Raw genomic sequence first — 16043 nt, 5'->3', positions numbered from 1 at the left:
GAAGATGCAGCATTTTGAAGACAGTATTTATAACCTGATCGTGGAGACCTCTACTAATTTACCTGGCGATGTACGCCGAGCAGTGGCTAAAGGGCGTGCTCTGGAAGATATAGCAACCCGCTCTGGACTGGCTCTAACTACGATTGCACAGAATATCGGCATGGCAGAGCTTCAGGTGTCGCCGATATGTCAGGACACCGGTATGCTGACATTTATCATTCATACTCCTGTTGGAGTCAACCAGATTGAGATGAAAAAAGATATCTATAGTGCGATAACCCGGGCGACCAAAGACGGCAAGCTGCGTCCCAATTCTGTGGATTCTCTAACTGGTGAGAACAGCGGCAATAATCTGGGTGCAGGTACGCCGGTGATTCACTTTGAACAGTGGGAAGAACAGGGGATAGACGTTCGGCTCATTTTAAAAGGCGGTGGCTGTGAAAATAAAAATATTCAGTACAGTCTTCCGGCAGAGCTGGAAGGCTTGGGAAAAGCAGGCCGTGATTTGGATGGTATCCGTAAATGCATCCTTCATTCTGTATATCAGGCACAAGGTCAAGGCTGCAGTGCAGGATTTATTGGTGTCGGGATCGGTGGAGATCGGACGACAGGATATGAATTAGCCAAGAAACAGCTGTTCCGCAAGGTGGACGATGTGAATCCAATTGAAGATCTGCATAAACTTGAAGATTACGTAATGGAGAATGCCAACAAGCTGGGAATCGGCACGATGGGATTCGGTGGTGAAGTTACGCTGCTGGGCTGCAAGGTTGGTGTTATGAACCGACTTCCGGCTAGTTTTTTCGTATCGGTTGCTTATAATTGTTGGGCTTTCCGTCGCCAGGGTATATTGATCGATCCTTCTACCGGTACTATACAGGATTGGCTGTATGAGAGCGGAACGGGTATTTCTGTTGAAGGCGCTAAGGCACCGGCAGCCGGTGATTCACCCGCAACAACGAGTGAATCACGGGAGGTCAGGCTCACCACGCCGATCAGCGAGGAAGATATTCGTTCGCTTCGTGTAGGGGATGTTGTTATTCTGTCCGGTGAGATGCACACGGGAAGAGATGCCCTGCATAAATATTTAATGGACCATGATTCCCCGGTTGATCTGAATGGCGCGGTAATCTACCACTGCGGTCCTGTAATGCTGAAGGACGAAGAGGGCTGGCATGTAAAGGCGGCTGGACCCACAACTAGTATTCGGGAAGAGCCTTATCAAGGAGACATTCTCAAGAAATTCGGCATTCGGGCCGTAATCGGTAAAGGCGGAATGGGACCCAAGACTCTTCAAGCGCTCAAGGAGCACGGAGGAGTATACCTTAACGCTATAGGCGGCGCAGCGCAATATTATGCCGAGTGTATTAAAAAGGTGAATGCTGTTGACTTCATGGAGTTTGGGATACCTGAGGCAATGTGGCATCTGGAGGTTGACGGGTTCGCCGCTATTGTTACAATGGATGCCCATGGGAACAGCCTGCATGCCGATGTAGAGAAAGACTCCGCTACTAAGCTTACCCAGTTTAAGGAGCCTGTTTTTAAATAAGCTGTAACAAGTCATGCCCTAGGAGGGAAAAGGAGTGGCACCACATCACATTCGGAACGGCTATCATAGTGTCACACCGTATTTTATTGTCAACCATGCAGACCGGCTCATTGACTTTGTAGTGAGCTGCTTTGATGCCAGAATCATAGATATTGCCCGAAAAGAGGACGGAGTGGTCAAACATGCCGAGATACGGATCGGGGATTCAATTATTGAAATATCTGAAGCCAATGAAAAATATCCTCCAGTACAATTCGCTATTCATCTATATATCAGTAATGTGGATGAGGTATATGAAAAGTGTCTTAACGCTGGAGCGGAGAGTATTGAGGAACCTCAGGATCATGCCTACGGGGAACGGGGCGCAGGGATAAGGGATAGCCACGGAAATCAATGGTTTATCGCCACCAGCACAAGTAATTAAATAACTTCAATATGAAGAATAGGGGGAGGTCCGTTCGGACTTCTCTTTTTTGCGCTGGTATTTTGGACAGGATGGAGTTAGGATAGTGACAAGAAAATAGTGAAAATATCGAAAACAGGAAGAGGCAGAAGTCAAATGAGACCGTTTCGAGTTCGTCTTACCTTCATATTGATGTCTTTGATAGGCATTTCTATGATCGGCGCCGGGTTTACAATGGCCCATTTATTCAAGGATTCCCATATTACCGCACTGGAAGAGAACATGTCCCGGGAAATAAATGTCCTCGAGGGCACGCTTAAGTTTCAGGATATGAATGCTCCCGATGCCTATTCCTACTACACTGATCAATCCAGAAAAATAGCAAAGCTAACGGATTCACGCGTGACATTTATTACTAAAGACGGCCGTGTAATCGGGGATTCAGAGAAGGACCCGCTGCTTATGGATAATCACTCGAATCGGGAAGAGGAGATTATTGCAGCCCAAAAAGGCATAGGCAGTTCCATTCGATATAGTGACACTATGGAACGTGAAATGTTGTATGTAGCCGGGATTGTTACCTCGGATCAGGGATATGACGGGTATATAAGGCTCTCGATGGGGCTTGATGCCGTGGACGAAGGTATCAACCGGGCATGGATGATTATGGCTGGTGGTTTGGTACTGCTGTTCATTGCTGCTACCCTTGTGAGTTACAAAGTGGCCTCCAGTATGACTTCTCCTTTGGAGCAGATTACCCGGGTAGCTCGCCGGATCACGGATCTTGACTATGATGCGCGTGTGACTATGAAGCGTAAGGATGAAATCGGGCAGTTGGCTATAGCTATTAATGCGATGGCGGATAGTCTGCAGACCCAGTTAAAGACGATTCGGGATAATGAGGATCTTTTGCAAAGTGTGTTAGATAATATGACCGGCGGGATTCTTATGGTTAACGAGACGGGCCAGGTGGCCCTGTTGAACCGCGCGGCAGAAAGAATGCTGGATGTAGATAATAGTGAAATGTCCGGCCGTTCCTTCCTTGAGCTTAAGCGTCATTACGAGCTTACCCGGCTGGTTGAGGATGGAATTTCCCGCAAGGAGGCAATTCACGAGGAAAGAAGTATCTATAATCCCGGTGAACGCATAATAAGACTTGACGGTGTGCCGATGACACAGGATGGATCGTATCGCGGGATGTTGTTTCTTTTGCAGGAGGTAACGGATATTCGTCGTCTCGAAAAAATGCGCAGTGAATTTGTCGCTAATGTCTCCCATGAATTGAAGACGCCGGTAGCTGCTGTTAAAGGTTTTGCCGAAACACTACTGGGCGGAGGGGTTACTGATGAGAAAACGGCACGCTCCTTTTTGCAGATTATTTATGATGAGAATGAACGGTTGAACCGTCTGATCGGTGATATCTTGGAATTATCAAAAATTGAATCCAAACGAGCGAATCTGGTCTGTTCACCGGTGCATCTATCCACTTTCTTTGACTCTGTAATGGAGACGATGAGCAAGGTGGCTGAGAAAAAGAAGATCAGTCTTAGTACAGAGGTTCCTGAGGAGTTGTTTATTGAGGGCGATGAGGACAAGCTGCGGCAGATCTTTATGAACTTATTATCGAATGCAATCAATTATACGCATGATGGGGGCAATGTTAGAGTCTCAGCAGTTAATACACAGAAGGTAGATGGATCAGAAAGTGTCATTTTCACTGTCCGGGACACTGGAATGGGGATTCCGCGCAAGGATCTGCCGCGTATTTTTGAACGCTTTTATCGGGTGGATAAGGCACGTTCAAGAAGCTCTGGAGGGACAGGGCTAGGTCTATCCATCGTGAAGCACTTGGTAGAACTCCATCGGGGTGTTATTTCGGTAGAAAGCAATCTCGGTATTGGAACCTCATTCATATTGGAATTACCGCTGCTACAGGAAGATGAAGAGTATTGAAACTAAATCTTTTGATTTTTACACCGAGTTAACAATCCGATGATATGATAGGCTTATTGTTATTTTAATTGATTACACTATCAAAACATTAGATGACGGGGGAACCTATGGCACAACGATTGCTTGTCATTGAAGACGAACCGACGCTGGCCCGACTGCTGTCCTATAATTTAATGCAGGAAGGTTATGAGGTCACGGTAGAAGATCATGGTACGGCAGGATATGACCGCGCTACCAGAGAACCCTTTGATTTAATTGTGCTGGATCTGATGCTTCCAGGCATGAATGGTATTGATATTCTTGATAAACTACGTGGACAAGGTATCCGAACGCCAGTAATAGTGCTTACCGCCAAGAACGCGGAGGAGGATGTAGTCCGAGGGCTGAAGTCCGGCGCTGATGATTACATAACCAAGCCTTTTGGTGTTTCAGAGCTGCTCGCCCGTGTGAGTGCTGTGCTTCGGCGTATCTCGGGTCTGGCTGAAGAGGCTCCCTCAGATCAGGCAGTGTCCGCGTCTACAATTATTTTAGGGCAGCTGGAGATTTACCCTGAACGTTACGAGGTCTCATTGGGTGGACAAAGCATTAATCTTCGCCCTAAGGAATTCGAGGTTTTACTCTATTTAGCCCGTAAGCCTGGCGTCGTATTAACACGTGACGATCTCATGAATGCCGTATGGGGTTTTGACTATATCGGGGGTCAACGAACTGTGGATGTGCATGTCAGCTCACTCCGCAAGAAGCTGGAACTTGATCCCGAATATGTTCATATCGATTCGATTCGAGGCGTTGGCTATAAGCTTGTTGTTAATAAGAAGAGAGCTTCGGTCACTTAAAATGACGAATTTCTCTTCATGTACATTTTCCGAAATATCACTTTCTTACGTTCCGTTAAACTTAAGAAAACACTCCATTTACAAAGTGTTGGTATGCTTATAGGTATTGAGTACTATACATACTTGGGGGGGTTCTTTGGTGTCAGTACTGGAGCTTGTTAAGGAAACAGAGATACTGTTAGCCGAAGGTAAGAGTCACATTTCTATTGTGGATTATTGTATACAAGTGCCTTCGGTCACTGGAAATATTGAATGCAGCGAAGTGTTATCCATTTTTGGGGCTAACGAAGGAATCCCTTGCATTGTCCTTTGTGATGAAGAACAAAAACCAACTGGACTGCTGATGAGAGATGTGTTTTACCAAGCTATGGCTGGTCGATATGCGGCGGATCTATTCTACCTCCGTCCGGCAGATATTTTTGCCAATCGAGACACGCTTACTGTGGAAGGCTCTGATAAACCAGAGGATTTGATTCGCAGTGCACTGCAGCGTGAAGAGGACAAATTTTATGATTGTGTTATTGTTATCGATAACGGTAAGCTGACTGGGGTACTCACAGTCAAGGATCTGATGATTATGTCAGGACTTCTGCAGGAGCGTGCAGAGGCAGAGCGGCGACAGGCGGTGTCGGAGAGCTACGGCCACGTGTTTGATATAGAAGCAGCTCTGCAGGAAGCGGCGACTGCAGTAGAGATGTCGCAGGCTGAATGCCGGCGGATGGACCAGTGGATCGGTATAGGTTCAGATAAGTTAGGGAATGTGAAGGAGTCATATATTCGGGTTGATGAGCGTATGCGTGAGCAACAATTACAGGTTACACAATTGCTGGAGGATGTAGCGCATATTTCTTCATTAACTCGTGAGATTAGTGGGATTGCAGAGAAAAGCGGATTGCTGGCTATGAATGCCTCCATCGAAGCTGCACATGCCGGAGAGCATGGGCGGGGGTTTCAGGTGGTAGCGGGTGAGGTGCGTTTACTTGCTCTGCAGACGCGGCAATTATCCGCTGATATTACGGCTTTGCTAGGTCACATTGGTAGCCTTGCGGGAAAGACGGCAGATCTCACTTCAGCCGGTGTGCATGAGATTTATGGCAGCTCCGCTGATGTAGAGGAGGCAGGAACATTGTTCGGTAGCCTGCAGGCCGCAGTAATTAACGTCGAGAAAGCCGGTAAAATGGCTTATCATCTGACCAGTCAGAGTGCCAATCAGGCCTCTGGCATTAAGAGTAAACTGCATACTATGAGCGGCGGGACCGAATTTCAATGACGTCTACCTATAAGTTGCCTGCATGAATTTTACAATGCGTTTACATTTCTCGCCAACTGTATTTACACTAAAAGCTTATCATTGGGAACGAAGATGATGAGAAGGAGACACAACCACAAATGAAATCCATCATTGACATAGAGAAACTTGATCTCTACTATGAGTCGTTCCACGCATTGAAGAGCGTTGATTTGCAAATTCCGGAGAAAGAGGTTACCGCTTTTATCGGGCCTTCCGGATGTGGGAAATCCACCTTGTTGCGCACACTAAATCGGATGAATGATATGATTCCGGGAACACGTATCGAAGGAACAGTCAACATTAGCGGTAAAAATATTTACGGGGATGAGGTCGAGGTAGAAAGCCTGCGTAAGCAAGTAGGCATGGTGTTTCAACAACCCAATCCTTTTCCAAAATCCATCTATGACAATGTAGCCTATGGCCCACGCCTGCACGGGGTTCGTTCGAAGAGTGAACTTGACGAGCTGGTTGAGCAAAGTTTACGGCAGTCCGCGCTATGGGAGGAAGTAAAGGACTTCTTGAAAAAGTCTGCACTTAGCTTATCCGGTGGACAGCAACAGCGTCTTTGTATTGCCAGAGCACTCGCTGTTCAGCCTGACATTTTGCTTATGGATGAGGCTACCTCTGCGCTCGACCCGGTATCCACACTTAAAATCGAAGAATTGGTTCAGGAATTGAAAAGCAAATATACTATTGTTATGGTTACCCATAACATGCACCAGGCTGCACGAGTATCGGGCCGCACGGTATTTTTCCTGAATGGTGTAATTGTGGAAGCGGCAGATACAGAAGTGTTGTTCTCCAACCCCAAGGATTCACGTACCGAAGATTATATTTCAGGACGTTTCGGGTAAAGTGAGAATTAACCAAATGATTTGAGGAGGATCGCTCTATTTATGATTCGCAGAAAAGAATTCGATAAAGATCTCGAAGAGCTGCGCTCTCTTTTGCAGCAGATGGGTGAACATGTGACAGACGCCTTGGAAGGCGCTGTGCTGTCCCTTCAAAGTCTTGATACTACACGTGCACAGGAAATTGTAAAAGCAGACATTCGTCTAAATGCGATGGAAGAGAGAATCATGGAAATTGGCTCACGATTAATCGTAACTCAACAACCAGTTGCGAAGGATTTACGCCGGATTCTAGTAGCTTTCAAAATATCGAGCGATCTGGAACGTATGGGGGATCTGGCACTTGATGTAGCAAAAGTAACGTTGCGCATCCAAGGTCAGGAATTGATTAAACCGCTTGTTGATATTCCGCGTATGGCTGAAATCGTTAAAGGGATGACTACAGAAGCTATTCAATCCTATTTAGATGAGAATACTGATCTGGCTTACAAAATGGCGCAGGATGATGATCAGGTCGACCATTTGTACAGTGCGATGATCAATGAACTGTATACTTACATGGTGGCGAAGCCGGAATCGGTATCTCAGGCGATGCTGCTTACACTCGTTGGTCGGTATATTGAGCGTATTGCTGATCATGCGACCAATATTGGTGAGAGTGTAGTTTACCTCGTAACTGGGAAACGACCGGATTTGAATCAGTAAGAAGGTATAATAGAAGAAAGATACCAAACGCCGACACGATGCCGGCGTTTTTTTCGTGTACTGGGCAGCATACACCTGATAGAGGGAAGTCTTAAACCGTCAGGTTCTATTTTAACGGGAGCATATGTTAAGATGTAAGGAGTAAGCAGGATAAAGGCGAGGTGCTAACATGGACAAGTTGATACTCATAGATGGCAATAATATTATTTACAGGGCTTTCTTCGCGATGCCGCCGTTAACGAATACAGCAGGGAAGCCGACTAATGCGGTATATGGATTTACAACGATGCTGCTGCGTTTGATTGAGGAGCAGAAGCCAACGCATATGATCGTTGCTTTTGACGCGGGCAAGGTGACTTTCCGTCATGAAGGCTATCAGGATTATAAAGGGGGCAGGGAAAAAACTCCGCCGGAGCTGTCGGAGCAATTCCCGATGCTTAAGGAGCTGCTGCGCGATCTGGGTGTGCCTCAGTTTGAGATCGGCAGCTACGAGGCAGACGATATAATCGGTACCATTTCTCGTGAAGCGGATGAGCAAGGCCGCCAAGTCATGATTGTGTCAGGGGACAAGGACATGCTGCAGCTGGCTTCAGAGCATACAACCATTGCTTTAATCCGCAAAGGTGTAACTGAAGTAGAACTCTATGGTCCTGAGCAAATTCGCGAGAAGTATAACCTGACACCTGAACAAATTATTGACCTCAAGGGCCTTATGGGAGATGCAAGTGATAATATTCCCGGAGTGCCCGGTGTGGGTGAGAAGACGGCGTTGAAGCTGCTTCACCAATTCGGATCTGTTGAGGGTGTTCTTGCCGGAACCGGAGAACTTAAGGGTAAGATGAAAGAGAAGCTGGAAGCCCATGCGGAAGACGCCGTAATGAGTAAGAAGCTGGCAACGATTCACCGTGAAGTTCCGCTGGAGCACACGTGGGAGGATATGGTCTTTACAGGATTGAATAAGGATACAGCCGGCCCTGCGCTGGCAAAGCTTGAATTCAAATCCCTGTTGGAACGTCTTTCCTTAAGTGCTAATGGGCCTGCTGGGACAGGTGCAGATGGCGACTCCACACCAGAAGCGGAACTGGACATTACTATAATAGATGAAGGAAACCTGGACGAGCTCCTAACGAAGCTGCCGGGAATCTCTGCACTTCATGTAGAGACTAACGGGGAAAATCCGCATCGGTCTGAAGTCATTGGACTGGCGCTGTCTTCTGAGGACCGGCATTACTTTGTACCGATTTCATTGCTGAAAAGTCCGGCTGCAGATCAACTGCGGGCTTGGCTAAGTAACGAGGCTACACCGAAGAGCGGTTATGATCTGCACCGTGCTGATCTGGCTCTTCATTGGCAGGGAATTCCTTTTGCCGGAGCAGCCCATGATGTTCAGCTGGCCGCCTATCTGCTGGATCCTACAGAGGCTAATCAAAATCTGAACGACCTTACGGCAAAATACGGATTACCCCATCTGTCGGCTGATGAGGATGTCTTTGGAAAGGGTGCCAAGTACAAGATCCCCGAATTAGAAGTTCTTGGGACTCACGTAGCCCGCAAGAGCGCGACCGTACTCGGAATTGTTCAAAAACAGCAGCAGGAACTGATAGATACCGCAATGAAAGGTCTGTTCGAGGATTTAGAAATGCCGTTATCGCGTATACTTGCAGATATGGAAAAGCAAGGTATCGCTGCCAATAAAGAAGACTTGATGGAGCTAGGCAAAGAGTTCGAATGGCAAATTTCAAAGCTGGTCACTGAAATTTATGAGATCTGTGGAACGGAGTTTAATTTGAACTCACCGAAGCAGCTTGGAGAAATTTTGTTTGTGAAGTTGGGCTTGCCTGTCGTCAAGAAGACAAAAACAGGTTATTCCACAGATGCTGAGGTCCTTGAGAAGCTAGCCCCTTATCATGATGTGGTACGCCTGATATTGCAGTACCGTACAATTGCCAAGCTTCAATCTACGTATGTGGAAGGATTGCTTAAAGAAATTTCTCCGGTTACCGGAAAAGTGCATACTTTTTATCGGCAGACTATTGCAGCTACAGGACGGCTGAGCAGCCAATTCCCCAACCTGCAGAATATTCCGATTCGGCTGGAGGAAGGCCGCAAAATCCGCAAGGTATTTGTCCCTTCCGAACCTGGTTGGTCGATTCTGGCCGCCGATTATTCACAAATCGAGCTGCGTGTGCTGGCCCATATTTCGGATGATGAACGTCTGAAGGAAGCCTTCCTGCAGGATATGGATATTCACACTAAGACAGCTATGGATGTTTTTGGTGTGACAGCAGAGCAAGTAGACAGTAATATGCGCCGTTCTGCCAAGGCGGTTAACTTCGGAATTGTCTATGGAATCAGTGATTATGGATTATCGCAGAATTTGAATATTACACGTAAGGAAGCGTCTCATTTTATAGAGCAATACTTTGAAGTGTTCCAAGGTGTACGTCGGTACATGGATGATATTGTGGTGGAGGCGAAGAAGAAGGGTTATGTAACTACATTGCTGGAACGCCGCCGTTATCTCCCTGATATTAACGCCAGCAACTTTAATGTGCGCTCATTTGCTGAACGCACAGCGATGAACACGCCGATCCAAGGGACGGCCGCGGATATTATCAAACTGGCGATGGTGCATATGGATAAGGCACTTTTCGAACGACAGCTTAAGTCGCGGATGCTGCTGCAGGTTCACGATGAATTGGTCTTCGAAGTCCCGGCCGATGAGCTGGAACTTATGAAGACTCTTTTGCCGGAAGTCATGGAGGGAGCACTGAAGCTTTCCGTTCCACTCAAGGCAGAGGTAAGTTATGGCAGCAACTGGTATGAAGCGAAATAGACTCCCGCGTATTATCCATATCCGTTATAATGGAGTAGAGGTGAAGACATCATGCCGGAATTGCCGGAAGTAGAGACCGTAAGAAGAACCTTAAATGCTCTCATTAAAGGCAAGCAGATCGAACATGTAACCGTCCGGTTGGCTCGGATTATTCAGCGACCGGATGATATTCAGGCCTTTGCCCACCTGTTGGCAGGTCATAGCATTATAGATGTACAGCGGAGAGGTAAGTTCTTACGCATTGTGTTGGACGGGCTGGTGCTTGTATCCCATCTACGGATGGAGGGGCGCTACGGCTTATATAGCAGTAATGATCCTTTGGATAAGCATACGCATGTGATCTTTCATTTTACGGACGGTAGCGAACTCCGTTACAATGATGTGCGCCAGTTTGGTACGATGCACTTGTTCCAGCAGGATGAAGATCTATCGCTTCCACCACTGAACAAGCTTGGTCAAGAGCCGCTGGATCCCTCTTTTACATTGGAAAGATTCAAGGGGATTGTAGCGGGTAAAAGTACAAAAATAAAATCTCTGCTACTCAATCAGGAATATGTGGTTGGCATTGGTAATATCTATGTAGATGAGTCGCTCCACCGGGCAGGTATTCATCCGGAGGATAGTGCCAAATCTTTAAGCGACGAGCAATTGGATAAGCTGTATCAAGCGATTGTTGCTACTTTAACAGAAGCTGTTAATGCCGGAGGTTCCTCCATCAAGTCGTACGTGAACGGTCAAGGGGAGAGCGGAACGTATCAGCAGCAGCTGATAATCTATGGGCGCAAGAACGAGCCCTGTTCCTCTTGCGGCACCATGATCGAGAAAACAGTAGTGGGAGGGCGCGGTACGCATTATTGTCCAAACTGTCAGCGTCCTAGTGAAACTTAGATTTATTTCCTTACAAGTTCCTTACAAGTGTCCATGCAGCTGCAAAAGGTTGGCACCCTCTGCCTGTACCGCCCATATACTGGGTGAAGAATGCTGAATAAGCGAACGGTTGCTGTCGGATCTTCCGCCAGTCTCCGGTTCTTCACGGGAGGGATTGCGGGTGCTCAGCCCACTTTTTTCACTACTGTTGCTGGCTTTTGCTTTGAGTTTAGATGGTTTTGGTGTCGGGATTACATATGGTTTGCGCAAAATGAAAATCCCGCTGCTATCGATTCTCATCATTTCGCTCTGTTCGGGCGTGGTTATTTGTGTCTCAATGCAGGTGGGCGTCCTCTTGGCTCGTGTAGTCTCTGCAAATGCAGCTTCGGTGGTCGGAGCTGTTATTCTTGTCCTCATGGGCTGTTGGTCGCTGGTGCAAATGCTGATGCAGAAGGACGATGATCGTGGAGTTGTCAACGCTAAGCCTCTGGATCTTATAGTGAAGATAGATAAGCCGGAAGTTTTTTCACTCGAGCTGCGCCATTTGGGGATCGTAATCCAAATCTTACGTACCCCGTCCTCAGCGGATATGGACGATTCCGGCAGTATTTCATCCGTCGAAGCGATGATACTCGGTATTGCTCTTTCTCTGGATGCCTTTGGTGCGGGTCTTGGGGCAGCTCTGCTCGGTTTTCAGCCGGTATGGACATCACTCGTCATAGCCATGTTCAGCGGAATCTTTCTGGTCATGGGAATGAAAACGGGGTTTCGATTCTCAGGAAGCTATTGGATGAAACGTGCGGCGGTATTACCTGCTTTAATGTTAATTTTAATGGGAATAATGAAGCTGTTATGAGGTGAAAAACATGATTATGGGCTTAACTGGAGGCATCGCCTCCGGAAAAAGCACAGTATCCGCGCTATTTGTGAACAAGGGAGCAAAGCTGGTTGACGCAGATGTCATTGCCAGAGAGGTTATGCTCCCCGGACATCAAGTGCTGGCGGCCACTGTTCGTCATTTTGGACAAGACATCCTTTTTCCGGATGGAACGTTGAATCGAGCGAAGCTGGGTGAAATAGTCTTTCGAGACCCGGAGGCTATACAAACTCTTAACGATCTGACGCACCCGGCTATTCGGCAGGAGATCCGCAGTCGTATGCAGGAAATGGATACACTGGAGCCGGAACGATTAATTATTGTAGATATTCCTTTGCTGTTTGAGTCAAATCTACAGGGGATGTTTGAGGAGATCGTGGTTGTGTACGTACCGCGTGAGGTACAGTTAGCCCGTTTAATGGAGCGTAACAATTGGTCAAGAGAGCAGGCAGAGGATCGGTTGAATGCCCAAATGGACATTGAATTAAAACGTAGTAAAGCTAGTTATGTCATCGACAACAGCGGGAATCTGGCCCATACTGAAATGCAGGTTGAAAAACTTTGGGACAGGCTGGGTTTATTATGAAGTATCTGCGTAAAAAAAGAGTATTGCTGCTCTTGTTCATTGGATTCACGGCAATTCTATTCCTAAGTACGAACTGGATGTCCTGGTTTTATCCGATTCATTATAAGGATGAAATTCGTAAACACAGCCAAACTTATAACATAGATCCCTTTCTTGTTGCTGCCATTATTCGTGTAGAGACTAATTATAAGACCGGACGGGAATCCAAAAAAGGAGCCTTGGGTCTAATGCAGCTTATGCCGGATACCGCCAATTGGGCAATTGAAAAGGCCAAGCTTCCTGATGTCTCACTAGAGCGCTTGAAGCAGGAGCCTTCTGCGAATATTGAGCTTGGGACTTGGTATCTACGATCTCTTTCCCGACAGTTTGAGGGTAACCGTATAGCTGTGATAGCCGCCTATAATGCCGGCCCTGGCAATGTGCAGCGTTGGTTGCAGCAGGGAGCCTGGGACGGAACTGAGGAAGCAGTTAAGAGCATACCAATCGGCGAGACGCGTCATTATGTACAGCGGGTTATCTATTATTATGAGCAGTACACGGAAATTTACAGCTATTTCTAAGCTTAAGCTTTAGTAAAAAGAAGCATTAAACAGCCCGGAAGCTGTTCAATACTTCTTTAGGCAAGCTATGGAGACAGGTTTATTGGAATTGACCTGCCAGTTGTTGTTCAGCCAGGGTTACAAGACGTTTAGTGATGTAACCACCGATCGAACCGTTTTCATAAGATGTTTTATTGCCTTGGTAACCATCAGGGGAAAGTGTGATACCTAGTTCTTGGGCAACTTCAAATTTAAGTTGTTCCAAAGCTGCGCTTGATCTTGGCGCTACCAGGTTGTTGGAGCTTCTGTTTTGGCTCATTGCTGTTCACCTCCTATCGGTTGGTAACTGTATTATGTGCTGGACTTGTTATATTCATAACTATAATGAAACGGTGATTTATGGAAAAAAGAATGTACATGTCTAAAAGCCGGATATCCGTGGAACGGACAGCGAATCATTTTGCAAAAAGGAAGTGAGTTAACTTATGAAATGCCCATACTGTGATCATACAAATACAAAAGTATTGGACTCTCGACCAGCTAACGAGAATAAGTCCATCCGCCGCAGGCGTGAATGTGAAGGGTGCAGCAAGCGTTTTACAACGTTCGAGATGATTGAAGAGACCCCGCTGATCGTCATTAAGAAGGATGGAAGCCGTGAGGAATTCAGCCGCGATAAAATACTGCGAGGTCTGATTCGTGCTTGTGAGAAGCGTCCTGTATCGGTAGAACAGCTGGAAATGATCGTATCTGAGGTTGAGAAGTCTCTGCGCGGCATCGCTGTAGCCGAAGTGGACAGCCAACAGATTGGTGAATTAGTGATGGAACAACTCTACCCGGTTGATGAAGTTGCTTACGTACGCTTCGCATCCGTATACCGTCAGTTCAAAGACATCAACATGTTTATGAAGGAATTGAAGGGATTGCTATCTAAGAGTACATCCGAAATGGGCGGGTTATAAAATGCGGCGATTTCTAATATATAAAAAAAGTGTTGACACAGACACTGATTTTTTATATTATATAGAAGTCGCCTACGGAGCTTGAGCTTAGCAGAGTGGCTGGGCTTACCGCTCAAACGGAACGTTTTTAACCCGCATTCGGGGCCTTAGCTCAGCTGGGAGAGCGCATCGCTGGCAGCGATGAGGTCAGGGGTTCGATCCCCCTAGGCTCCACCAAATTTCATATTATGGACTCTTAGCTCAGCTGGTAGAGCAGTTGACTCTTAATCAATTGGTCCAGGGTTCGAATCCCTGAGAGTCCATCACAGAAAAAACGGCAGAAATGCCGTTTTTTTGCTTTGTGCCGAACCATGGGATCTGGCGGGTGGGGAGGCAGACCTGTCTAAAACTCCAAACTGCAGAGCGGTAAACCCCGATCCCCGAAAGCTCAACGACTAACCCAAGCTCCAAATTTCAGCTTCCGCGACTAGCCTTCGGTTTCCTAATTCTTGCACAAGACTGCTACGGACCGCACAGCACTTATTTTCTCAAATTGGCACATTTAGCCGGGCTTACGGACCGTATTGCAGTTATTCCTCTCCATCAGGCATTTTTCAGACAAATATCAGCAAATAGCTGCATCTGAGTCCGTAAGATAGACGTAAACGGGGTTTTGGAGGAAATAAAGGCTCCTCGGTCCGTAGCGGTTCACCCGACTCTTCCACCATTACGATGGCTACAAGAATTTCAGGAATCCAATCCAATTCGGTGGTTAATTAATCCACTAGATTTCTAGTTATACTCTCAGCTGGTACGTACGATTGCGCTGCTGTCCGCCGCTTGTTATATCCAGTAACTGTAGTTGAACCAATTCGTGTAGGATTCGTCTGGCGTGTCTATCTGTAACTTTGGATGCTGCGCAAGTTCCGATGGTGTAAACGTCCTAAGCAGACGTCTTGCGAAACGCAGTGACTCAGCCTCCAGCCAAGTTAATGTGGAAGAAACATCTGTCGCGATGAATTTGCCTATAAAAGATAGCACCAACTGCTGGCATTGCTTGGGCTCTTCCACAATCGAAGGATAAGCGATCGGGAGAAAGGTCCAGCCATCCAGGGCAAGCAAGCAATGCCGGCGGCATAGATCCTTGAACCGCCCCGCCTAACATCCAAATCTCTGGCATGCGGTCCATAGTCTTATATCTCAATTCCGCCTTTCACCCCTCCGGGCACATAAGCCAAATCCGGATAGCAGTAACCGTTATTGAAATCGCGAACCTCCTATTCAGAATACATTTAGTCCAAATTTTCGATTGACGGAAACCAGACTTTAGCATTCCTCATATTGCTGCTCAAATCGCGGCATCGCTATTCTCCTCCATAACTAAAACCTAGACTAATTTGGCTCTTTCTCAAAATCAGTGCTAGACTTTCCGTTTGCTTCACTGTACCGGGGACGATTTCGATCTAACTTCGCCTGATGCTCACCGGGTTTGGGGAATTACGCCTTACAGTAGCCGATTCGGGGTTGCGGACCAGTCCTTCGGCGAATTAGAGGGGAAAATGCCCGCTAATACCGACCGAAACGACTTTATTTTGAGATGAAAGGGAAAATATCCCTCTAATCCTTAGCCATGCTGCCCCAACGAGGTAAATCCTCAAAATTAGCGGGCGAAATCCCTTCTAAATTACCCAAACGGGGTGCCGGGCACAGAAATACAGGGGGAAAATCCCTCTATTAGGATATAACGGCTTTCTGTCCTTCCCGTCACCTGTCAAGCACTGATTTTGGTGTTGAGCCACTAATTTATCG

General features: G+C 46.9%; 14 protein-coding genes, 2 tRNA genes and 1 pseudogene. 15 read left to right on the top strand and 2 right to left on the bottom strand.

The genetic code is table 11. The annotated features are described in order from the left end of the window. The first annotated feature begins 4 nt into the window (after positions 1-4). The 12 genes from J2T20_RS00580 (at position 5) to J2T20_RS00525 (ending at position 13314) form a co-directional block, all read left to right on the top strand. Entirely contained in the window at positions 5-1549 is a 1545-nt protein-coding gene (locus J2T20_RS00580; protein ID WP_307584561.1) for a fumarate hydratase, read from the top strand. Between the two features lie 34 nt (positions 1550-1583). Further along, entirely contained in the window at positions 1584-1973 is a 390-nt protein-coding gene (locus J2T20_RS00575) for a VOC family protein (protein ID WP_307584559.1), read from the top strand. A 135-nt stretch (positions 1974-2108) separates the two neighbouring features. Beyond that, complete coding sequence (gene pnpS / locus J2T20_RS00570) at positions 2109-3905, top strand: two-component system histidine kinase PnpS (protein WP_307584556.1); 1797 nt, start codon at positions 2109-2111, stop codon at positions 3903-3905. Between the two features lie 107 nt (positions 3906-4012). After that, positions 4013-4741, top strand: a complete 729-nt coding sequence (locus J2T20_RS00565; RefSeq protein ID WP_307584554.1) for a response regulator transcription factor — start codon at positions 4013-4015, stop codon at positions 4739-4741. Positions 4742-4880: 139 nt separating this feature from the next. Next, entirely contained in the window at positions 4881-6011 is a 1131-nt protein-coding gene (locus tag J2T20_RS00560; RefSeq protein ID WP_307584553.1) for a methyl-accepting chemotaxis protein, read from the top strand. Positions 6012-6130: 119 nt separating this feature from the next. After that, positions 6131-6886 carry a phosphate ABC transporter ATP-binding protein PstB gene (gene pstB / locus J2T20_RS00555; protein ID WP_307584552.1) on the top strand — a complete coding sequence of 252 codons (756 nt, stop codon included), beginning with the start codon at positions 6131-6133 and terminating at the stop codon, positions 6884-6886. Between the two features lie 42 nt (positions 6887-6928). Further along, positions 6929-7588, top strand: a complete 660-nt coding sequence (phoU, locus tag J2T20_RS00550; RefSeq protein WP_307584550.1) for a phosphate signaling complex protein PhoU — start codon at positions 6929-6931, stop codon at positions 7586-7588. 169 nt (positions 7589-7757) lie between these two features. After that, on the top strand, positions 7758-10424 hold the full coding sequence (polA, locus tag J2T20_RS00545) for a DNA polymerase I (RefSeq protein ID WP_307584549.1): 2667 nt from the start codon (positions 7758-7760) through the stop codon (positions 10422-10424). A 51-nt stretch (positions 10425-10475) separates the two neighbouring features. Then, positions 10476-11312, top strand: coding sequence for a DNA-formamidopyrimidine glycosylase (mutM, locus tag J2T20_RS00540; RefSeq protein WP_307584547.1), 837 nt, complete (start codon positions 10476-10478; stop codon positions 11310-11312). 160 nt (positions 11313-11472) lie between these two features. Beyond that, positions 11473-12147, top strand: a complete 675-nt coding sequence (ytaF, locus tag J2T20_RS00535) for a sporulation membrane protein YtaF (protein WP_307584544.1) — start codon at positions 11473-11475, stop codon at positions 12145-12147. A gap of 10 nt (positions 12148-12157) precedes the next feature. After that, a complete protein-coding gene (coaE, locus tag J2T20_RS00530) occupies positions 12158-12754 on the top strand; it encodes a dephospho-CoA kinase (protein ID WP_307584542.1) in 597 nt (198 codons plus the stop codon). Then, the gene (locus J2T20_RS00525) at positions 12751-13314 is read left to right on the top strand and encodes a lytic transglycosylase domain-containing protein (protein WP_307584540.1); all 564 of its coding nucleotides are present in this window, start codon (positions 12751-12753) and stop codon (positions 13312-13314) included. Before coaE ends, J2T20_RS00525 begins: the two co-directional genes overlap by 4 nt. Before the next feature lie 79 nt (positions 13315-13393). Here the strand turns inward: J2T20_RS00525 and J2T20_RS00520 are convergent, their stop codons facing one another. Further along, positions 13394-13612 (bottom strand): alpha/beta-type small acid-soluble spore protein, encoded by a 219-nt coding sequence (locus J2T20_RS00520; protein ID WP_307584538.1) that lies wholly within the window; start codon positions 13610-13612, stop codon positions 13394-13396. Positions 13613-13778: 166 nt separating this feature from the next. Here J2T20_RS00520 and nrdR point away from each other — a divergent pair, with 166 nt between their 5' ends. From nrdR to J2T20_RS00505, 3 genes are all read left to right on the top strand, one after another. Next, a complete protein-coding gene (gene nrdR / locus J2T20_RS00515) occupies positions 13779-14255 on the top strand; it encodes a transcriptional regulator NrdR (protein ID WP_307584536.1) in 477 nt (158 codons plus the stop codon). Between the two features lie 140 nt (positions 14256-14395). After that, positions 14396-14471, top strand: a tRNA-Ala gene (locus tag J2T20_RS00510). 13 nt (positions 14472-14484) lie between these two features. Further along, positions 14485-14557: transfer RNA gene (locus J2T20_RS00505), tRNA-Lys, on the top strand. A 473-nt stretch (positions 14558-15030) separates the two neighbouring features. Here the strand turns inward: J2T20_RS00505 and J2T20_RS00500 are convergent. Next, positions 15031-15559: pseudogene (locus tag J2T20_RS00500) on the bottom strand (transcriptional regulator); the annotation flags it as partial. Positions 15560-16043: the final 484 nt, after the last annotated feature.

Origin of the sequence: Paenibacillus wynnii, assembly GCF_030812855.1 — a bacterium.
Lineage (GTDB): Bacteria > Bacillota > Bacilli > Paenibacillales > Paenibacillaceae > Paenibacillus_AQ > Paenibacillus_AQ wynnii_A.
This window is presented reverse-complemented; position numbering and strand designations above follow the sequence as displayed.